Source organism: Rhizobium mongolense subsp. loessense, from assembly GCF_900099775.1.
Taxonomy (GTDB): Bacteria; Pseudomonadota; Alphaproteobacteria; order Rhizobiales; family Rhizobiaceae; genus Rhizobium; species Rhizobium loessense.
This window is the reverse complement of record NZ_FMTM01000006.1, coordinates 1-19159: the sequence shown is the minus strand read 5'-3', so window position 1 is coordinate 19159 and position 19159 is coordinate 1. Positions and strand designations below refer to the sequence as shown.

19 protein-coding genes are annotated in these 19159 nt (G+C 59.9%); 7 read left to right on the top strand and 12 right to left on the bottom strand.

The window, feature by feature from the left end:
- Positions 1 to 3: 3 nt before the first annotated feature.
- The 7 genes from coaA to hisB are packed head-to-tail and all read right to left on the bottom strand — an operon-like array spanning position 4 to position 4667.
- Complete coding sequence (coaA, locus tag BLP23_RS19510) at positions 4 to 999, bottom strand: type I pantothenate kinase (protein WP_092586521.1); 996 nt, start codon at positions 997 to 999, stop codon at positions 4 to 6.
- Positions 996 to 1319 (bottom strand): phosphoribosyl-ATP diphosphatase, encoded by a 324-nt coding sequence (locus BLP23_RS19505; RefSeq protein WP_092586520.1) that lies wholly within the window; start codon positions 1317 to 1319, stop codon positions 996 to 998. Before BLP23_RS19505 ends, coaA begins: the two co-directional genes overlap by 4 nt.
- Positions 1320 to 1333: 14 nt before the next feature.
- Positions 1334 to 2122 (bottom strand): imidazole glycerol phosphate synthase subunit HisF, encoded by a 789-nt coding sequence (gene hisF / locus BLP23_RS19500; RefSeq protein WP_092586519.1) that lies wholly within the window; start codon positions 2120 to 2122, stop codon positions 1334 to 1336.
- Positions 2119 to 2868: a 1-(5-phosphoribosyl)-5-[(5-phosphoribosylamino)methylideneamino]imidazole-4-carboxamide isomerase gene (hisA, locus tag BLP23_RS19495; protein ID WP_092586518.1), complete on the bottom strand. Its 750-nt coding sequence runs from the start codon at positions 2866 to 2868 to the stop codon at positions 2119 to 2121. The genes hisF and hisA overlap by 4 nt, the downstream gene beginning before the upstream one ends.
- A gap of 30 nt (positions 2869 to 2898) precedes the next feature.
- Positions 2899 to 3549, bottom strand: coding sequence for an imidazole glycerol phosphate synthase subunit HisH (gene hisH, locus BLP23_RS19490; protein ID WP_092586517.1), 651 nt, complete (start codon positions 3547 to 3549; stop codon positions 2899 to 2901).
- Complete coding sequence (locus tag BLP23_RS19485) at positions 3549 to 4034, bottom strand: DUF2628 domain-containing protein (RefSeq protein WP_092586516.1); 486 nt, start codon at positions 4032 to 4034, stop codon at positions 3549 to 3551. Before BLP23_RS19485 ends, hisH begins: the two co-directional genes overlap by 1 nt.
- Before the next feature lie 24 nt (positions 4035 to 4058).
- A complete protein-coding gene (gene hisB, locus BLP23_RS19480; RefSeq protein ID WP_092586515.1) occupies positions 4059 to 4667 on the bottom strand; it encodes an imidazoleglycerol-phosphate dehydratase HisB in 609 nt (202 codons plus the stop codon).
- Between the two features lie 176 nt (positions 4668 to 4843).
- On the opposite strand from hisB, the gene hslV reads away from it, so the two are divergent.
- From hslV to BLP23_RS19450, 6 genes are all read left to right on the top strand, one after another.
- On the top strand, positions 4844 to 5371 hold the full coding sequence (gene hslV, locus BLP23_RS19475) for an ATP-dependent protease subunit HslV (protein WP_022718448.1): 528 nt from the start codon (positions 4844 to 4846) through the stop codon (positions 5369 to 5371).
- Positions 5358 to 5882, top strand: a complete 525-nt coding sequence (locus BLP23_RS19470) for a GNAT family N-acetyltransferase (protein WP_092586514.1) — start codon at positions 5358 to 5360, stop codon at positions 5880 to 5882. Before hslV ends, BLP23_RS19470 begins: the two co-directional genes overlap by 14 nt.
- Positions 5879 to 7186, top strand: a complete 1308-nt coding sequence (gene hslU / locus BLP23_RS19465) for an ATP-dependent protease ATPase subunit HslU (RefSeq protein WP_039843439.1) — start codon at positions 5879 to 5881, stop codon at positions 7184 to 7186. The genes BLP23_RS19470 and hslU overlap by 4 nt, the downstream gene beginning before the upstream one ends.
- Positions 7187 to 7376: 190 nt before the next feature.
- Positions 7377 to 8324: a DUF1402 family protein gene (locus tag BLP23_RS19460; protein WP_092586513.1), complete on the top strand. Its 948-nt coding sequence runs from the start codon at positions 7377 to 7379 to the stop codon at positions 8322 to 8324.
- A 47-nt stretch (positions 8325 to 8371) separates the two neighbouring features.
- The gene (locus BLP23_RS19455; RefSeq protein WP_092586512.1) at positions 8372 to 9784 is read left to right on the top strand and encodes a cytochrome P450; all 1413 of its coding nucleotides are present in this window, start codon (positions 8372 to 8374) and stop codon (positions 9782 to 9784) included.
- A gap of 91 nt (positions 9785 to 9875) precedes the next feature.
- Positions 9876 to 12047: a malate synthase G gene (locus BLP23_RS19450; RefSeq protein WP_092586511.1), complete on the top strand. Its 2172-nt coding sequence runs from the start codon at positions 9876 to 9878 to the stop codon at positions 12045 to 12047.
- 74 nt (positions 12048 to 12121) lie between these two features.
- On the opposite strand, the gene BLP23_RS19445 is transcribed toward BLP23_RS19450, so the two are convergent.
- A complete protein-coding gene (locus BLP23_RS19445; protein ID WP_022718454.1) occupies positions 12122 to 12802 on the bottom strand; it encodes a L,D-transpeptidase in 681 nt (226 codons plus the stop codon).
- A gap of 179 nt (positions 12803 to 12981) precedes the next feature.
- On the opposite strand from BLP23_RS19445, the gene BLP23_RS19440 reads away from it, so the two are divergent.
- The gene (locus BLP23_RS19440; RefSeq protein WP_092586510.1) at positions 12982 to 13476 is read left to right on the top strand and encodes an MmcB family DNA repair protein; all 495 of its coding nucleotides are present in this window, start codon (positions 12982 to 12984) and stop codon (positions 13474 to 13476) included.
- A 6-nt stretch (positions 13477 to 13482) separates the two neighbouring features.
- On the opposite strand, the gene BLP23_RS19435 is transcribed toward BLP23_RS19440, so the two are convergent.
- The 4 genes from BLP23_RS19435 to lhpI all read right to left on the bottom strand — a co-directional run bounded on the left by BLP23_RS19435 (position 13483) and on the right by lhpI (position 18872).
- The gene (locus tag BLP23_RS19435; protein ID WP_092586509.1) at positions 13483 to 14058 is read right to left on the bottom strand and encodes an ActR/PrrA/RegA family redox response regulator transcription factor; all 576 of its coding nucleotides are present in this window, start codon (positions 14056 to 14058) and stop codon (positions 13483 to 13485) included.
- Positions 14059 to 14131: 73 nt separating this feature from the next.
- Positions 14132 to 15442, bottom strand: a complete 1311-nt coding sequence (locus tag BLP23_RS19430) for an ActS/PrrB/RegB family redox-sensitive histidine kinase (protein WP_092586508.1) — start codon at positions 15440 to 15442, stop codon at positions 14132 to 14134.
- Positions 15443 to 15462: 20 nt separating this feature from the next.
- Positions 15463 to 17919: an ATP-dependent helicase HrpB gene (gene hrpB / locus BLP23_RS19425; RefSeq protein ID WP_092586507.1), complete on the bottom strand. Its 2457-nt coding sequence runs from the start codon at positions 17917 to 17919 to the stop codon at positions 15463 to 15465.
- 5 nt (positions 17920 to 17924) lie between these two features.
- Complete coding sequence (gene lhpI / locus BLP23_RS19420; protein WP_092586506.1) at positions 17925 to 18872, bottom strand: bifunctional Delta(1)-pyrroline-2-carboxylate/Delta(1)-piperideine-2-carboxylate reductase; 948 nt, start codon at positions 18870 to 18872, stop codon at positions 17925 to 17927.
- Positions 18873 to 19159 lie beyond the last annotated feature (287 nt).

Genomic DNA, 19159 nt, shown 5'->3' with positions numbered 1-19159 from the left:
CGGCTAAAGTTTCCTTAGCGCGACCTGCTCGATGAGATGGTTTTCACCCTTGCGCAGGATCAGATCAGCCCGTGGGCGGGTCGGGAGGATGTTCTGCCGGAGATTCTTGAGGTTGATGTTGGCCCAAAGCCCTTCGGCGATCGAAAGCGCTTCCGCCTCACTGATCGAGGCATAGCGATGGAAATAGGAATTCGGGTCGCGAAAGGCGGTGTCGCGCAGACGCATGAAGCGTGTGACATACCAGTTGTGGATCAGTTCTTCTTCGGCATCGATGTAGATCGAGAAATCGAAGAAGTCGGAAACCATCGGCACGATCTTGCCATCGGCCGGAAGGTCGCGCGACTGCAGAACATTGATGCCTTCGAAAACCAGGATGTCGGGCCGGTCGATGATCGTGTATTCGTTCGGAACGACGTCATAGACCAGATGAGAATAGACGGGCGCTTTCACATTCGGTTGACCGGCTTTGATCGCGGAGAGAAATTTCAAGATGGCGCCTGTGTCGTAGCTTTCGGGAAAACCCTTGCGCTGCATCAGGTTTTCCCGCTCGAGCACTGCGTTTTGATGCAGAAAGCCGTCGGTCGTGATCAGGTCGACCTTCGGACTCGATGGCCAGCGCCGCAGGAGTTCCTTCAAGATACGCGCGGTCGTTGATTTGCCGACGGCGACGGAGCCGGCGATGCCGATGACGAATGGCGTTTTCGTCACGTCGGACAAACTCAGGAACCGGTTGCGCTGCTCAAAGAGCAATTGCGATGATTCGACATGTGAGGAGAGCAGACGCGACAGCGAGAGGTAGATGCGCCGCACTTCGTCGAGGTCGACCGGATCGCCCATCGAGCGCAGTCTCGCGACCTCCTCGGCTGTTAGCGTGAGCGGCGTGTCGGCGCGGAACTTCGCCCATTCCTCGGAAGAAAAGAAATTATACGGCGAATAGGAATTCGCCTGGAAGTGATCGAGCGTTTCTGGCGCCCCAAGAATTTGCGTCGCGATACTCATGAACTCTGCCGGCTGGCCTTTTCATTGACGCCGGATTGAGCCGTGCGCCGCTCAAGCTCAGCCATCACATCCTGCAACGGAATGCCTGCTATCTTCAATACGACCAAAAGGTGATAGAGGAGGTCGGCCGCCTCGTAGGTGAGATTGGCGCGATCCGCCGCTACAGCAGCCATGACGGCTTCAATGGCTTCTTCGCCGAGTTTCTTTGCTGCCTTCTGCTGCCCGGCGGCAACGAGCTTCGCCGTCCAGGATTCATCCGGTGAGGCCTTCGACCGCTCGTCGACGATCTTTTCCAGATCGGAAAGGGAAAATCCGGTCATACTGTCGCTTTCAATCAGTCGAGGCGCATCGCGATGCCATGCGAAGACATATAGTGCTTCGCTTCGCCGACGGAATAGGTGCCGAAATGGAAGATGGAGGCAGCAAGCACGGCATTGGCATGCCCATCCTTCACGCCTGCAACCAGGTCGTCGAGATCGCCGACGCCGCCCGATGCAATCACGGGCACGCGGACGCAATCGGCGATCGCCCTTGTGAGCTCAAGATCGTAGCCGACTTTCGTGCCATCGCGATCCATCGAGGTGACAAGCAGCTCGCCGGCGCCGCGGGCAACCATCCTTTGTGCAAATTCCACGGCATCGATGCCGGTCGCGTTGCGGCCGCCGTGGGTATAGATTTCCCAGGCGCTCAAATTGTCCTGGCCAACAGCCTGCGTGCGCCGTCGCTTGGCGTCGATCGAAACGACGATGCATTGGTCGCCGAACTTGTCGGCAGCTTCAGCGACGAAGTCCGGATTGTTCACGGCCGCCGAATTGATCGAGACCTTGTCGGCACCGCAGAGCAGCAGCTTGCGGATATCGCCGATGCTGCGCACGCCGCCGCCGACAGTCAGCGGCATGAAGCACTGATCGGCGGTGCGGGAAACGACATCGAAGATCGTTTCGCGATTGTCCGATGAGGCCGTGATGTCGAGGAAGCAGAGCTCGTCTGCGCCGGCAGCATCATAAGCTTTCGCAGCCTCGACCGGATCGCCGGCATCGATCAGATTGACGAAATTGACGCCCTTGACGACACGGCCGTCTTTGACGTCGAGGCAAGGGATGACGCGGGCTTTCAGGGTCATTGTGTGTCTTCCTTCTCCCGCGCCGCCTTGATCAGCGCCAAGGCTTCCTGAGGATCAATACGTCCATCATATAGCGCACGGCCGGAGATGGCACCTTCCAGCTTGCGGGCGTCGGGCTGCAGCATGCGCTTCACATCCTCGATCGAAGCGAGCCCGCCCGAGGCAATCACCGGGATCGAAACGGCATCGGCAAGATCCAATGTCGAGGTCCAGTTGATTCCGGTCAGGATCCCATCGCGATCGATGTCCGTGTAGATGATTGCTGCCACGCCGGCACCTTCGAAATTCCTGGCAAGTTCGACAACGCCAAGCTCGGAGGCTTCCGCCCAGCCTTCCACGGCCACCTTGCCGCCCTTCGCATCGATGCCGACGGCGACGCAGCCCGGAAACTGCTTGCAGGCCTCGATGACCAGCGCCGGATCGCGAACGGCAACCGTACCGAGGATCACACGTGTCAGGCCGCGGGAGAGCCAGTTTTCGATATGCGACAGGGTTCGGATGCCGCCGCCGAGCTGCACCGGATTCTTCGTTGCCTTGAGGATCGTGTCGACGGCCGCGCCGTTGACGCTTTCGCCGGCAAAGGCGCCGTTGAGGTCAACAACGTGCAGCCATTCGAAGCCCTGGTCTTCGAAAGTTTTCGCCTGTGCGGCAGGGTCGGCGTTGTAGACCGTTGCCTGTTCCATATCGCCGAGCTTCAGGCGAACGCATTGGCCGTCCTTGAGGTCGATGGCGGGAAATAGGATCATGTTGGTTCAGTCCTTGCGGTCTGCGCGAGCCTAAGGCTTCCAGCGCAGGAAATTGGTGATTAGGGCGAGACCGAGCTTCTGGCTCTTCTCCGGATGGAATTGCGAACCTGCCATGTTGTCGCGTCCGACGAAGGCCGTCATCGCTCCGCCGTACTCCGTCGTGGCGATGACATCGCCGGCGTTTCCCGCGGCCAGATAGTAGGAATGCACGAAATAGGCATGCAGGCCATCAGGCCCTGTCGGAATGCCTTCGAAGAGCGGATGCGGATGCCGAAGGTCGAGCGTGTTCCAGCCGATCTGCGGAATCTTGAGGTCGGGATCGTCCGGTGTCATTTCAACGACGTCTCCAGGAATCCAGCCGAAACCTTCCGTCACCGTTTTTTCAAGGCCACGCGACGACATCAGCTGCATGCCGACGCAGATACCGAGGAACGGCCTTGCCTTCCTCTCAACCGCTTCGATCAGCGCCTCGGTCATGCCGGGAACGGCATCGAGCCCGTGGCGGCAATCGGCATAGGCACCGACACCCGGCAGCACGACCCGGTCGGCCGAGGCGACATTCTCGGCCTTGTCCGTCAGATCGATATGGGCGTCGATGCCTGCCTCGCGCGCGGCGCGTTCGAAAGCCTTCGTTGCCGAGCGCAGATTGCCCGAGCCGTAGTCGATAATTGCGACGCGCATCAGCGTCCTCCGTTAAACCCAAAGAGACCAAGCGAAGTCGTATTGCCATGGCGGCTGGGGGAATGCGGATGTCGCTCCCACTCCGGCGCCGGCATGCGGTCGCCATCGGCATTGGTCTCGATATTCGAAAAAAAGATCTCTTCCGCTGTCGCAAGTGAATCTGCCGTAATCACGGCTTCCTCGTTCCAGCCTTTGGAAGCGAGATTTCGGATTCGCAGGTTCTGGCCCTCGAAGCCGGCTAGGATGCAAGTGCCGAGCGTGATCGCAAAGCCTGCCGGCCAGAGTCCGGGCCGGTCCATTAAAACGCCGCCGAGGGCCTGAAGCAGGAATGCTGCAATCGCATGGAGCCAAAGCCGGTGTACAAGAAGCCATAGCCAGGGAAAGAGAAAGCCGAGCAGCGTGAAGCCGTCGCGGATGACGCGCGTCTTCTCATGGGTGACATCCGTTCCTCCCGGAGCCGTCAAAACCAGATAGCTGGAAGTCATATCGTTCAAGCTCCCTGAAGGGGCTCAGACGAGCGTGCCCTTCGTCGAGGGAACACGGCCCGCCTGTCTTGGATCGATCTCTGTCGCCATGCGCAGCGCGCGGGCAACGGCCTTGAAACAGGTCTCTGCAATATGGTGGTTGTTGGCACCATAATGGTTCAATACATGCAAGGTGATGCCGGCGTTCTGCGCAAGTGCCTGGAAGAATTCGCGGACAAGTTCCGTGTCGAAGGTGCCGATCTTCGGCGCGCTGAAGGCGACGTTCCAGACAAGGAACGGCCGGCCGGAAAGATCGACGGCTGCCTTCGTCATCGTCTCGTCCATGGCAAGGTCTATCGAAGCATAGCGGGTGATGCCACGACGGTCGCTGAGCGCTTTTGCAATCGCCTGGCCTATCGCAATCCCGGTATCTTCGACGGTGTGGTGATCGTCGACATGCAGATCGCCCTTCGTCTCGATCTCCATATCGATCAGGGAATGTCGCGAAAGCTGATCGAGCATATGGTCGAAGAAGCCGATGCCCGTCGAGATCTTGGCTTTGCCGCTACCATCAAGATTGACGGAAACGGAAACCGAAGTCTCGTTCGTTTTGCGGGAAACATTGCCCATGCGGCTTGTTGCAGTCTCGGCCATATGGCTGCTCCATCAGGAATGACGGCGTTCCTTATCAGGCGTTCCCTAAAATATCCAGAAGTGTAGCGGCAGAAAAACCGGCCCATTTGCAATCGGCATCGGCCAACTTACATAGGGCTCACAGGGCCGGAGAGCGGCTCGGCGTAACGCCCGCTGATCCGGGCAAGGATGTTTTGATGACAACGATTATTACAATTCGAAAGGGCGGCAAGGTGGTGATGGCCGGTGACGGCCAGGTCAGCCTCGGTCAGACCGTCATGAAGGGCAATGCGCGCAAGGTGCGCCGTATTGGTAAGGGCGAGGTCATTGCCGGCTTCGCTGGTGCGACCGCGGACGCATTTACGCTGCTCGAGCGCCTTGAAAAGAAGCTCGAGCAGTATCCCGGCCAGTTGATGCGCGCAGCCGTTGAGCTCGCCAAGGACTGGCGCACGGACAAATATCTTCGCAATCTCGAGGCCATGATGCTGGTCGCTGACAAATCGATAACACTGGCAGTCACCGGCAACGGGGATGTTCTGGAGCCCGAGCATGGCGTCACGGCGATCGGATCTGGCGGCAACTACGCATTGGCGGCGGCGCGTGCCCTGATGGATACGGACAAGTCTGCCGAGGAGGTCGCCCGCCGCGCCCTGGATATCGCAGCCGATATCTGCGTCTATACGAACCACAACATGGTGGTGGAAACACTGGATGCTGAAAACTAAGCCTGCCTCGCGATACCGTTTCCGCAACGTCTGCCGTGAGGATCTCCCCCTTCTGGCGCAATGGCTTGCGGAGCCGCATGTCGCGAGATGGTGGGGCGAACATTCAACGGAGCTTGGTTCGATCGAAGAGGCAATGACGAGCGAAGAAACCCGGCCAATGATCGTGGAACTGGACGGAAAGCCTATAGGCTATCTGCAAAGTTACGATCCCCATCTTGAGGAGGGCCATCCTTATCAGGATCAGCCGAAGGGTACGCTCGGCATCGACATCTCGATCGGTATCCCGGAACTGACGGACAAGGGCCACGGTGCTGCGATCATCCGCCAGTTTACGTCAGAGCTTTTTGCAGATGGCGCCAAGCGCATCGTGATCGATCCGGATCCTGAAAACCTTCAGGCTATCAGGGCTTACGAGAAGGCGGGCTTTCGCTACGTCGATACAAGAACTTCCATTTACGGTCCGGCCCATTTCATGGCGCTGGACGCACCCGGAGAAACGGATTTACCATGACCACCTTTTCCCCCCGCGAGATCGTTTCCGAACTCGACCGCTACATTATCGGTCAGCATGAGGCCAAGCGCGCCGTGGCGATTGCGCTCCGCAACCGCTGGCGCCGTCAGCAGCTCGATCCGAGCCTGCGTGACGAAGTGATGCCCAAGAATATCCTGATGATCGGCCCGACCGGCGTCGGCAAAACTGAGATTTCCCGCCGTCTTGCCAAGCTTGCCGGTGCGCCTTTCATCAAGGTCGAGGCAACCAAGTTCACAGAGGTCGGTTATGTCGGCCGCGACGTCGAACAAATCATCCGCGACCTCGTCGAAATCGGCATCGGGCTCGCGCGCGACAAGAAGCGCGCCGAGGTCGAATCTAAGGCTCATATGAGCGCCGAGGAACGCGTCCTTGATGCCCTTGTCGGTGCGACCGCCTCTCCTGCCACCCGTGACAGCTTCCGCAAGAAGCTGCGCAACGGTGAACTCGACGACAAGGAAATCGATATCGAGGTTGCCGATACCGGCGCGGGCATGGGCGGCTTTGAAATCCCCGGCATGCCCGGTGCCAATATCGGCGTTCTCAACATCTCGGAAATGTTCGGCAAGGCGCTGGGCGGACGCACCAAGAAGGTCCGCACGACGGTGAAGGCTTCCTATACCGATCTCATCCGGGACGAGTCCGACAAGCTGATCGACAATGATATCATCCAGCGCGAAGCCGTGCGCGCGGTCGAAAATGATGGCATCGTCTTCCTCGACGAGATCGACAAGATTGCGGCGCGTGACGGCGGCATGGGGGCCGGCGTGTCACGCGAAGGCGTGCAGCGCGATCTTCTGCCGCTCGTCGAAGGAACGACCGTCTCCACGAAGTATGGACCGGTGAAGACAGACCACGTTCTCTTCATCGCCTCGGGCGCCTTCCATGTGTCGAAGCCTTCCGATCTCCTGCCGGAATTGCAGGGCCGCCTGCCGATCCGTGTCGAACTTCGTCCGCTGACCAAGGAAGATTTCCGCCGTATCCTGACCGAAACCGAGGCGAGCCTGATCCGGCAGTATCGCGCTCTCATGGAAACGGAGAACCTGAACCTGGAATTCACCGACGATGCGATCGATGCCCTCGCTGATGTCGCAGTCCATCTGAACTCTTCGGTCGAAAACATCGGCGCTCGCCGGCTGCAGACGGTGATGGAACGTGTATTGGACGATATTTCCTTTAACGCGCCGGATCGCGGCGGTTCGGCGATAAAGATTGACTCGGCCTATGTGCGTGAGCACGTCGGCGATCTGGCGCAGAATACAGATCTCTCGCGCTTCATCCTGTGATATTGCCGCACCGGCTGCAAGCTTTGCAGGTTCCACAGCGGATTTCGACAGTCTGAACTCTCGACAGCGGGCCTTTTACTTCTTAGTGAAAGGCCCGCTTGTTTGTGAACGCGGCTTTATTCGGCCAAGATTCTGGTCCAGTCAGCGCGCTTCGCCATGAAGACGATATAACCAGACGGAATAGCTGATCGTGCGACGCCTTTTGACTTGCCTCCTGATCGCCATTGCGGCGCTCACATCCGTGCCAGCCTATGCCGTTGAGGTCGTTCCGCCCGGCAATCGCAACATCGAGCAGCCGGCGGTCCCCGGCGCATCCGTCCGTCGCACCAAGGGCACCAAGTCGACCTTCGACCGGAAGTACGAGAAAGTTTACGAACTGCTCTCCACCGATCGCGAACTGATGGGCAAAATCAGGAAGACGGCCGCCGCCTACAGCATCGATCCCATCCACATCATCGGTGCCATCGTCGGCGAGCACACTTATAACGTCGATGCTTATGACCGCCTTCAGTCCTACTACGTGAAGGCCGCCTCCTATGCCGGCGAGAGTTTCCGCTTTGCCTATGAGGGCGAGGATGTCGACACCTTCGTCGATCGCCCGCAGTTTGCAGAGTGCAACGGCAAGCGTGATTCCTATCTGCTCTGGAGCTGCCGTGAGGATGTGTGGGAACGCGACTTCCGTGGAAAGGCTGTGGACGGCAAGAGCTTCCCGAACAATCGCTTCAGCGCCGTGTTCTTCCAACCGTTTTATGCCGGTCAGACCTTTGGGCTCGGCCAGGTGAACCCTCTGACGGCATTAATGCTCTCGGATCTGGTCAGCCGTGTTTCCGGCTATCCGAGACTGAACGAAAAGGACGCCGGCGCCGTCTACCGCGCCATCATGGAGCCAGATATCTCGCTCGCCTTCGTTGCGGCCTCGATCCGCGAGTCGATCGAAGATTACAAGCAGATCGCCGGCATGGATATTTCGAAGAATCCTGGTCTGACCGCGACGCTTTACAATGTCGGCAATTCGCGCCAGCGCGCTTTGGCTCTCGCCGCGAAGAACCGGGCCGCAGGTGCGCTAGTCTGGCCAGAGGAGAATTATTACGGCTGGCTGATCAACGACAAGCTGGACGAGCTTGAGGGCCTGCTCTAACCTTCGCCTTGGCGGGAGGGTATAATCCTCCTCGAAAGGCCATTTCCATGGATATGCGACCGGAACCGTTTGTTCCACCCGCACCGCTGCCGCGCTCTGTGCCGCCGTCGCGGCTGGAGATCATTCGCACGATCCTTCGCAATCCGCTGGAGCTCTGGGGCGAGCCGTCCTACACGCTTCCCTGGATCAAGACCCGCTTCTTCCACGACAGCACGATCATCGTCAACGATCCGGGTCTCATTAAACATGTGCTGGTCGACAACGTCGCGAACTACCGCATGGCGGATATCCGCCAGCTCGTATTGCGCCCCATATTGCGCGACGGATTGCTGACGGCCGAAGGGGAGGTATGGAAGCGATCGCGCAAGGCGGTGGCTCCCGTCTTCACGCCGCGCCACGCTAACGGTTTTGCAGGGCAAATGCTGCGGCAATCCGAGGCTTATGCGCGAAAGTACGAAGCGGCTGGAGGCGAGAGCCAGGTATTCGAAATCGCCAGCGATATGACCGAGCTTACCTTTGCGATCCTTGCCGATACGCTGTTTTCCGGTGAGATCGTCACGTCATCAGACAGCTTTGCTAAGGATGTGAACGCGCTTCTGCACCGTATGGGCCGCGTCGATCCCATGGATCTCCTGCGAGCGCCGTCCTGGGTGCCGCGGGTGACACGCATTGGTGGCCAGAAGGTTCTCGACAAGTTCCGCAACATCGTGCGGCAGACGATGGACGCCAGGCTCCGGCGCATGGCCGCCGATCGCGGCTCGGCGCCGGAAGATTTTCTGACTCTGCTGCTCGACCGGGCAGCGACGGGCGGCCTCACCAATGAGGAAATCGAAGACAATATCCTGACCTTCATCGGCGCTGGTCACGAAACGACGGCGCGAGCGCTCGCATGGACGCTCTATTGCGTGGCGAACAGTCCTCATATCCGCGACGCGATGGAAGGAGAGATCGGCCGCGTTCTCGCAAGCGGCGCCGAGCCCGTCGAGTGGCTTGATCTGATGCCGTTCACCCGCGCCGCCTTCGAAGAGGCCCTAAGGCTCTATCCGCCGGCGCCGTCTATCGACCGCGCTGCGATCGCTGACGACAGCTGGACAGATTCCAAGGGCGAGAAGGTCGATATCCACGCCGGCATGACGGTGCTCATCATGCCCTGGACTCTTCACCGGCATGAGCTCTATTGGGTGAAGCCGCGTGCCTATATGCCCGAGCGGTTTTTCCCGGAGAACCGCGGCAAGATCGGCCGGTTCCAGTTCCTGCCGTTCGGTGCCGGTCCGCGCGTGTGCATCGGTGCCACCTTCGCCATGCAGGAGGCGGTCATCGCGCTAGCCGTATTGATGAGCCGTTTCCGCTTCGATGTGACAGAAAAGACCAATCCCTGGCCGGTGCAAAAGCTGACGACCCAACCTCAGAACGGTCTGCCGATGCGTGTCACGGAGCGTACTGTTTCCTTACCGGCATAAATCTTTAGAACTATTGCAGAATTGACTATGAATGAAAGCGGCGCAAACTGACAGCATGTGAAAACGCCGCCTTCCGCGGGAGGAGAATTGAATGAGCTGCATCGAAAAGAACGGTCTTTCCATCGAAGCCGTCCTTCATGACTTCATCGTCAACGAAGTGCTTCCCGGCCTTCCGGTCGACGCGGATGCATTCTTCGCCGGCTTTTCTGCAATCGTTCATGACCTCGCGCCGAAGAACCGCGAACTGCTTCTGAAACGCGATCACCTGCAGGCACGTATTGACGAATGGTATCGCCAGAACGGTGCGCCGGCGGACATGGATAGCTATCAGGCCTTTCTGCGCGAAATCGGCTACCTGCTGCCGGAAGGCTCGGATTTTCAAGTTTCGACCGAGAATGTCGATCCCGAGATCGCTTCGATTGCAGGACCACAGCTCGTCGTTCCCGTCATGAATGCGCGTTACGCGCTGAACGCCGCAAATGCGCGCTGGGGCTCACTCTATGATGCGCTTTACGGCACGGATGCCATTCCCGAAAGCGACGGAGCGGAAAAAGGCAATGGATACAATCCGAAGCGCGGCGAAAAGGTCATCGCCTGGGTCCGCGATTTTCTGGACAGCGCCGCTCCGCTCGAAGGCGCGAGCTGGAAGGATGCCGCTGGCTTCAAGGTAGACGGCGGAAATCTCGCGGTCACCTCCACGGACGGCGAAAAACTTGCCCTCGCGGATCATCGGCATTTCGCCGGCTATCGAGGCGATGCGGGAATGCCGACACATCTTCTCTTGAAAAACAACGGCATTCACATCGAGATTGTCATCGATGGCTCGACACCGATCGGAAAGGGCGATCTGGCGCAGATATCCGATGTCTGGCTCGAATCTGCGATCACGACGATCATGGACTGCGAGGATTCGATCGCCGCCGTCGATGCCGAGGACAAGGTCATCGTCTATCGCAACTGGCTGGGCCTCATGAGGGCTGACCTGCAGGAGGAGGTCAGCAAAGGCGGCGCGACGTTCCTGCGCAAGCTCAATCCCGACATCACCTATCAGGCGCCTGACGGTTCCGCCTTTGGCCTGCACCGCCGCTCGCTGATGCTCGTGCGCAATGTCGGCCACCTTATGAGCAATCCGGCTATCCTCGACCGCGACGGCCGGGAAGTTCCCGAAGGCATCATGGATGCCGCCATTACGGGCCTGATCGCGCTTTACGATATCGGTCCCAACGGCCTCCACAAGAACTCGCGCACCGGCTCGATGTATGTCGTCAAGCCGAAGATGCATGGGCCTGAGGAAGTGGCCTTCGCCGTCGAGATTTTCTCCCGCGTCGAAGAACTGCTCGGCATGCCGAAGAACACAATGAAGATGGGAATCATGGATGAGGAGCGACGCACGACAGTAAATCTCAAGGAGTGCATTCGTGCTGCCCGCGAGCGCGTCGTCTTCATCAATACCGGCTTCCTCGACCGCACCGGAGACGAGATCCATACCTCGATGGAAGCAGGCCCGATGATTCGCAAGGGCGACATGAAGCAGGCGGCCTGGATTTCCGCCTACGAGAACTGGAACGTCGATATCGGCCTTGAATGCGGCCTGTCCGGTCATGCGCAGATCGGCAAGGGCATGTGGGCAATGCCTGACCTGATGGCAGCCATGCTGGAGCAGAAGATCGCTCATCCGAAGGCCGGCGCCAACACTGCCTGGGTTCCCTCGCCAACCGCAGCAACATTGCATGCGACGCATTATCACCGGATCAACGTGGCCGATGTTCAGCGCGCACTGAAGGATCGAGCGCGCGCCAAGCTGTCCGATATCCTTTCCGTTCCGGTCGCCACCCGGCCGAACTGGACAGCGGAAGAAATCCTGCGAGAACTCGACAATAATGCGCAGGGCATCCTCGGATACGTCGTCCGTTGGGTCGATCAGGGTGTCGGCTGCTCAAAGGTGCCCGACATCAACAATGTCGGGCTGATGGAAGACCGCGCAACGCTTCGCATTTCCGCTCAGCACATGGCCAACTGGCTGCACCACAAGGTCGTCAGCGAAGCACAGATCGTCGAAACGATGAAGCGCATGGCCGCAGTCGTCGATCAGCAGAATGCCGGTGATCCTGCCTATATGCCGATGGCAGAGAATTTCGAGCGCTCGGTCGCCTTCCAGGCCGCCGTCGATCTTGTCTTGAAGGGCAGGGAGCAGCCGAGCGGCTACACGGAACCGGTTCTTCATCGCCGCCGCCTTGAGCTCAAAGGCAGGCAGGCCGCATAAGGTTCATGATCTAACAAAAAGGCCACCGGAAGAAAATTCCGGCGGCCTTTTTTATACCGAATTCGCTTTTTAGCTTACTGGATAACGATGACCTTGGTCGCCTTGCCCGGACGGACACGGCTGTAGAGGTCGATCACGTCCTGGTTCATGAGGCGGATGCAGCCGGAAGAAGCGGCGGTGCCGATGGAGGCCCATTCGGGCGTGCCGTGAAGACGGAAAAGGGTATCCTGACCCTTTTCGTTGAAGAGATACATGGCGCGTGCGCCGAGCGGATTCGTGAGACCTGGGCCCATGCCGTCTTCGACGTATTTTGCAATGTCGGGCTTGCGGACAGCCATTTCCTTCGGCGGATGCCAGGTCGGCCATTCCTGCTTCCAGGCGACATAGGCCGTGCCGGCCCATGCGAAGCCCTGCTTGCCGACACCGATGCCGTAGCGCATCGCCTTGCCGCCCGGCAGGACGTAGTAAAGGTGGCGTTCGCGTGTGTTGACGATGATCGTGCCCGGACGCTCGGTCGTCTCGTAGGAAACGATCTGTCGGCGGAACTCCGGCTTTACGCGCTGGATCGGGATGGCGGGCAGAGCGTATCCGGCATCCGTCCTCACGCCGTAGGCGTCATCGAAGATCTGCGCCGTCTGGACAGTCGGGCCGGCGGCCTTGTCTTCGAGGGAAGCGCGATCGGAATTGGTGGAGCAGCCGGCCAGAGCGAGGGTCGCGATCAGGCCGAACACAGGGAATGCATTGCGGATGCGCATGAATATCTCTTAGGATGTGGCAGTGAGGAAACGGTCTTCTAACCATCTTTGATTATGGTTTATTTTCGATTAACTTCGTCTTTGCAAGATGTTGCAGTGCGACGAGAGTTACCCGCCGCGGCAAAGTAGAACCGCATGGTTTTTTTGCAACAGAGCGGGGTGTTCCCAAACGGTTATCCATGACGATTTTGAGTGTTTACAATAACAACCCGTTAATAGATGGCCGGCAATCGGACAGAGCTATGCTCGTGCGCCGAGGGACTCAGATATTACTTCACGACATGCGTCATGCGGTTCTGCCTGAACTGCCGTTGGCGAGCGGCCGGCGCGCCGATCTGATCACCATGTCGGAAAAGGGCGAGATCTGGATTATCGAGATCAAAACCTCGATCGAGGATTTTCGGGTCGATCGCAAGTGGCCCGAATACCGGCTGCATTGCGACCGGCTTTTCTTTGCGACGCACAAGGATGTACCGCTTGATATCTTCCCGGAGGAATGCGGACTGTTCCTGTCGGACGGCTATGGCGCGCATATGATCCGCGAAGCGCCGGAACACCGGCTGGCGCCGGCAACCCGCAAGTCGGTCACACTGAATTTCTCCCGTGCCGCCGCGCAGAGACTGATGTTGGCCGAATGGGCGAATGGCAAGCAGCTTGCCGCTGACGATATCTAACGGCGGCTATTTCGGAGCGCGCTTGGCGAGAATTCGCTGTAGCGTGCGGCGGTGCATGTTGAGCCGCCGCGCTGTTTCGGAGACGTTGCGCTCGCACATTTCGTAGACACGCTGGATATGTTCCCAACGAACCCGGTCGGCCGACATTGGATTTTCGGGAAGTTCTGCCTTTTCGCCCGGACGCTGAGTCAAGGCTGCGAACACGTCGTCCGCATCGGCAGGCTTCGCGAGATAGTCGACAGCTCCCAGCTTCACGGCTGTCACTGCCGTTGCGATATTGCCGTAGCCCGTCAGCACGATGATCCGCGTATCGTCCCGGCGCTGGCGGATCGCCTCGATGACGTCGAGGCCGTTACCATCGCCGAGCCGCAGGTCGACCACAGCATATTTCGGCGGATGGCTCTTCGACTTCGCAACACCTTCCGCAACCGATTCGGCCGTTTCGACCTGGAAGCCGCGTGTCTCCATCGCGCGTGCCAGGCGTCGCAGGAAGGGGCCGTCATCGTCGACGATCAAGAGGCTCGCATCGGTGCCGATGTCATGTTCGCCGGCGGTAAGGGTTTCGTGGCTTTGTTCGGTCATGGTCTTCGATCCTGGCGGCCTGCAACCCGCCTGATATTTGCCAACTGCGCATATCTTCATTATGCCGATAAAGTCATTTTGTCGAATTTGCATCGATGAGCATGCGCGGCCATTCGACACGGATACGCGCTCCTTCGCTTTCCGGATCGCGGTTCTCGAAAACCAGCGTCGCACCGGAACGTTCAAGCAGTGTCTTGGCGATGAAAAGTCCAAGCCCCAGCCCGCCTGCCGTATCCTCCTTCTGCCTTTTGGTGACGTAAGGCTCTCCGATACGGGTAAGAATATCCGGTGCGTAGCCGTTGCCGTCGTCCTCGATGATGATCAGCACCTTGTTGTGGTCATGTTCGACCGTGACCGTTACCTTCTCGCGAGCATAATCGACGGCATTCTCGATGAGATTGCCAAGCCCATACATGATCCCGGCATTGCGCTCAGTCACCGGTTCACCCTTGCGCGGACTTTTCTCGATCAGCTCCACTTCAATCGGAAATTCGCGATAGGGCGCAATGATCTCCTCGATCATCGAAGACAGCGGCAGACGCCGCATATGCGCATCGCCCTCCGCCGAAAGGCTCGTCAGTCGCTTCAGGATATCGCGGCAACGTTCGCTCTGGCTGCGCAGCAGCAGCACGTCCTCGCGGAACCGGTCGTCGTCCTTCAGTTCGCGCTCCATCTCCTTTGCAACGACGCTGATCGTGGCAAGCGGCGTTCCGAGCTCATGTGCCGCCGCCGCGGCCAGGCCGTCGAGTTGCGAGAGGTGCTTTTCCCTCTGCAGCACGAGTTCGGTGGCGGCCAGTGCATCGGCCAGCTGGCTCGCTTCCATCGAAACGCGATAGGCATAAAAAGCTGCAAAGACCATGGTCGAAGCAATCGAGCACCAGACACCGAACTGCATGACGTTGTGCACATTGATCTCGGCACCATTGAACCATGGAAGCGGAAAGGGCGAGAAGGCGAGGATCGTGATGCAGACCATTGCAAAGACGATGAGTGCAACGCTGTAGCGGATCGGCTGGGAGGCAAAGGAAATGATGACCGGCACGCAGACGAGAGCCGCAAACGGGTTCGCCAGACCGCCGGTGATAAACAGGAGGGCGCAGAGCTGCAGCAGATCCAGCCCAAGCAGTGCGAAGGCAGCCGCCGGTTCCAGGCGATGGGTCGGCGGATAGCGGATCGTCAGAAAGAAATTGACCCAGGCAAGCGCTGCAATCAGCAAGGTGCTGGCGAGCAGCGGCAACGGGAATTTGAGCCAGAAGGCTACGATGAAAACCGTCGCCGCCTGTCCGCCGACCGCGAGCCAGCGCAGACGTACCAGCGTCTGCAGGCGCAGCCTGCGGCTGTTATGCCGATCGTTCTGAGGTTTGTTGTCGACGTCATCGGCCATGCTCGGCTCCTCGCCCAGGCTTATGTACCACGCGGCTTGGCGCGTGTCGTCGGCAAGGCTTCCTCTGGCCGCTCGGGCCAGGAATGCCGGGGGTAGCGACCCCGCATTTCGGCTCGTACGTCCTTCCAGGAACCTGCCCAGAACCCTGGCAGGTCGCGCGTCGTCTGGATCGGCCGGTGCGCGGGCGAGGTCAGTTCGAGAAGAAGCGGCAGCCGTCCGCCGCCGATCGCCGGATGCTGCTTCAATCCGAAAAGCTCCTGCACCCGGATTGTCAGCAGAGGCTCCTCGCCGTCATATTGGATCGGATGCCGCTGGCCCGTTGGCGCTTCGAAATGCGTCGGTGCAAGCCGGCTGAGGTCACGTTGCAGTTCGTGCGACACAAGCGCCATCAGCCCGCTGGTGAGCGATCCGGCGGATATATCCGAAAGCCCGCGCGCATCGTTCTGGTAGGGCGTGAACCAGTCGTCCAGTCGTTCCAATAATGCAGTGTCGCTGACATCCGGCCACGGCGCGCCGATCGTTCGATGCAGAAAGCCGATCCGTTCGCGCAGCTGGATCGCTTCCTTGGAAAAGGGCAGGGCGTTCAGTCCCAATTGCCGTATGCCATCCGCCAGTGCTGCGGCAACAGGCTCGCCGGCTGGGCGGGGCAACGGCGTTTCGTCAAAGACGATCGCCCCGAGCCTTGTCGCCCGCCGGGCGCGGACTTGCCTGCTTGGCAGGTCGAAATAGGTCTGCTCGCCGGTCTTGATGACACCTGGCAGCTCGGCTTCGACATCGCCGCGCGAAATCTCCGCCGCAGCGAGGATGCGTGCCTGCGTCGCGCGTCCGGTCAGATCGGCGATCACCAGCATCTGGCTGCCCGCCAGACGTTCCGTCTCCGACAATTCGGCGCCACGGCCGTTGGCCATCACGTACCGTCCCCGCCCACCGCGCTGCAGGGCAATCCGATCGGGAAAGGCGTGCAGCAGGAGCGGTCCGGCAAGCGCTGGCGCGCTTGAGGAAACCTTGTCGAGCCCGCGCGCCAGGCGTGCAGCAAGGCGACGCGAAGCATCCGCCCGTTCGCCCTTTTCGGCCTTGAAGCGCCGCAAACGATCCTCGATGTCGATGCTCGTGCCGCCGAGGCCCTGTTCCGTCAGAAGAACGGCAAGCATCGCAGCTTCTTTTGCCTGCCCGCTTTCCCCGGCCGAAACCACCATGGCTGCCAGCCGCGGCGGCAGCGCAAGCTCGCGCATCGTCCGTCCGCGCGCAGTCAAGGTTCCATCCTTGTCCAGGGCTCCGAGTTCATGCAGCAGCGCGCGCGCCTCCTTCAGCGTCGTCGCTGGGGGCTGGTCGACAAAGGCAAGCGATGCCGGATCCTGAACGCCCCAATGCGCCAGATCGAGCACGAGACCGGAAAGATCGCTCGAGAGGATCTGCGGCGGTGTAAAAGCAGGCAAGGCGGCCGTCTGCCCCGGGTGCCAGAGGCGGATCGCGATACCGGGTTCCGTTCTGCCTGCGCGCCCGGCGCGCTGGTCGGCCGAAGCCCGCGACGCCCTTACCGTCTCCAGCCGTGTGATGCCTGTCGAAGCCTCGAATACCGGCAGCCGCTGCAGCCCGCTGTCGATTACGATGCGAACGCCATCGATGGTGATCGACGTTTCGGCGATCGAGGTCGCAAGCACGATCTTGCGCGTGCCCCTTACCGTCGGCCGGATTGCTGCATCCTGCTCTTTCTGGCCGAGATTGCCGTAGAGAGGGGCAATCAGCGTTTCCGACCCGAACCGCCCTTGAAGCCTTTCCGCCGTTCGGGTGATCTCGGCCTGACCAGGCAGGAAAGCGAGGATCGATCCCGTCTCGCCCGCATGGGCCTCGATGATCGCCCGTACAGCGGCGTCCTCGATACGCTCGCCGCTCGGGCGATCCCGATAGCGGACGTCGATCGGAAAGCTCCGGCCCCTGCTTTCGATCACCGGCGGATGGTCGAGGAGCGCTGCGACACGCTCGACGTCGAGCGTTGCCGACATCACCAGAAGCCGCAGATCATTACGGAGCGCCGAGCGCACGTCGAGCGCCAATGCCAGTCCGAAATCCGCATCGAGCGAACGCTCGTGAAATTCGTCGAAAATGACCGCAGAAACTCCTGAAAGTTCCGGATCATCTAGTATCATGCGCGCAAAGACGCCTTCGGTAACCACTTCGATCCGCGTCTTGCCCGAAATGCGGTTGTCGAGGCGCATGCGGTAGCCGACTGTTTCGCCCACCTGTTCGCCGAGCAGAAAGGCCATGCGGCTCGCCGCAGCCCGCGCTGCCAGCCGCCGCGGCTCCAAAAGAATGATCCTGCCGTCGTTGCGCCATGGTTGATCCAGCAGATAAAGCGGCACAAGCGTGGTCTTCCCCGCGCCGGGTGGCGCGGAAAGAACGGCTCGTCCGCTTTCGGCAAGTGCGGTTCCGATCTCGGGCAGAACGTGAGAAACCGGAAGCTCCGGCAGAACGGGCATTGCGCTTATTTCCCACCGGTGACGGTTTCATAGGCGAGAATCGCTCCGGCGAGGTCCTCGAGTGCAGCGCCCACGGATTTGAAAAGCGTGATTTCGCCTGTCGCGCTGCGGCCGCCTCGGGTGCCGCGAACGAGTTCGGCAAGTTCTGCCTTGATCGCACCCTCCTTGAGCACGCCGCTTTCCAGCGGCTGAACGATATCACCCGCTTCCTTCATCGCACCGGCTCGGGTATCGACGAACACGGACGCCCGGCGGATCGCCTCGTCGTCGGCTTCGCGCATGCTAGGCTTGAAGCCGCCGACGAGATCGAGATGCGCGCCGGGTTTCAGCCATGCGCCGCAAATGAGCGGCTCGCTTGAGAGCGTGCCGCAGGAGACGATGTCGGCGGTTCGCGCCGCCGCTTCGATATCGGAGATTGCCTCAGCGGCCAGCCCGAGTGCCCGGGCTTCGGCCGCAACCTTTTCTGCGCCTGCAGGATTGCGCCCCCAGATATGGATGCGCTTGATCGGGCGGATGGCCGTATGCGCCTGCAGCAGGTTGAGCGAGAGGCGGCCGGTTCCGCAGACAAGCAGCTCAGCCGCATCCGGCCGCGCCAGATAGCGTGCCGCCAATGCCGAGGTCGCAGCGGTGCGCCGCGCCGTCAGCTCGCCGCCGTCGATCGCCGCAAGCATTTCGCCCGTTGCACCTGACGAAAGCAGGTACGTCCCGAAGATTGCCGGCAGCGCGCGCTTGGCGTTGCCCGGAAATACCGAGACCATCTTCACGCCGGCATAGCGGCCGGGCACCCAGGCAGGCATCAGAAGCAGCGTCGCATTTTCTTCGCCAGGGACATGCATGTCGTGATGATGGCGCACCGGCATGACGCATTCGCCGGCAAACATATCCGCGATCGCTTCGATAAGCTCCGCCCAGGGAAGGGTTGCGCGCGTCTGTGCTTCATCGAGGACAAGCATTCCAGTCTCCATAACCGAATATCCGAGACGCCAAACTAGCGATTGACCGAAGCTGCGCAAGCAGATCTGGAAAGTGATGAGATGCTTCCTATATAATGTAAGCGGCCAAAATCGATGCCGAGACGGCGAAATAGAAGAACGAAACCCCGTCAGTCCAAAATTGGACAGAAATCTGCTCAGCTTTTGACATCGCCTTAAAATGGTGAGCGAAAACAGTCTGTTACAAAAATGTCAAAAAAGTTGGATTGTCGGTGTTGACTATGTCTGAGGGTTAGCCGTATAAGCCG

Coding starts and splice junctions, on each gene's coding strand:
- BLP23_RS19450 (WP_092586511.1), top strand. CDS start 9,876: ATGAGCTGCATCGAAAAGAACGGTCTTTCCATCGAAGCCGTCCTTCAT.
- hrpB (WP_092586507.1), bottom strand. CDS start 17,919: ATGCCCGTTCTGCCGGAGCTTCCGGTTTCTCACGTTCTGCCCGAGATC.
- BLP23_RS19445 (WP_022718454.1), bottom strand. CDS start 12,802: ATGCGCATCCGCAATGCATTCCCTGTGTTCGGCCTGATCGCGACCCTC.
- BLP23_RS19505 (WP_092586520.1), bottom strand. CDS start 1,319: ATGACCGGATTTTCCCTTTCCGATCTGGAAAAGATCGTCGACGAGCGG.
- BLP23_RS19430 (WP_092586508.1), bottom strand. CDS start 15,442: ATGGCCGATGACGTCGACAACAAACCTCAGAACGATCGGCATAACAGC.
- lhpI (WP_092586506.1), bottom strand. CDS start 18,872: ATGCTTGTCCTCGATGAAGCACAGACGCGCGCAACCCTTCCCTGGGCG.
- hisF (WP_092586519.1), bottom strand. CDS start 2,122: ATGACCCTGAAAGCCCGCGTCATCCCTTGCCTCGACGTCAAAGACGGC.
- BLP23_RS19435 (WP_092586509.1), bottom strand. CDS start 14,058: ATGACCGAACAAAGCCACGAAACCCTTACCGCCGGCGAACATGACATC.
- hisH (WP_092586517.1), bottom strand. CDS start 3,549: ATGCGCGTCGCAATTATCGACTACGGCTCGGGCAATCTGCGCTCGGCA.
- BLP23_RS19470 (WP_092586514.1), top strand. CDS start 5,358: ATGCTGAAAACTAAGCCTGCCTCGCGATACCGTTTCCGCAACGTCTGC.
- coaA (WP_092586521.1), bottom strand. CDS start 999: ATGAGTATCGCGACGCAAATTCTTGGGGCGCCAGAAACGCTCGATCAC.
- hisA (WP_092586518.1), bottom strand. CDS start 2,868: ATGATCCTATTTCCCGCCATCGACCTCAAGGACGGCCAATGCGTTCGC.
- BLP23_RS19455 (WP_092586512.1), top strand. CDS start 8,372: ATGGATATGCGACCGGAACCGTTTGTTCCACCCGCACCGCTGCCGCGC.
- hisB (WP_092586515.1), bottom strand. CDS start 4,667: ATGGCCGAGACTGCAACAAGCCGCATGGGCAATGTTTCCCGCAAAACG.
- hslU (WP_039843439.1), top strand. CDS start 5,879: ATGACCACCTTTTCCCCCCGCGAGATCGTTTCCGAACTCGACCGCTAC.
- hslV (WP_022718448.1), top strand. CDS start 4,844: ATGACAACGATTATTACAATTCGAAAGGGCGGCAAGGTGGTGATGGCC.
- BLP23_RS19485 (WP_092586516.1), bottom strand. CDS start 4,034: ATGACTTCCAGCTATCTGGTTTTGACGGCTCCGGGAGGAACGGATGTC.
- BLP23_RS19440 (WP_092586510.1), top strand. CDS start 12,982: ATGACGATTTTGAGTGTTTACAATAACAACCCGTTAATAGATGGCCGG.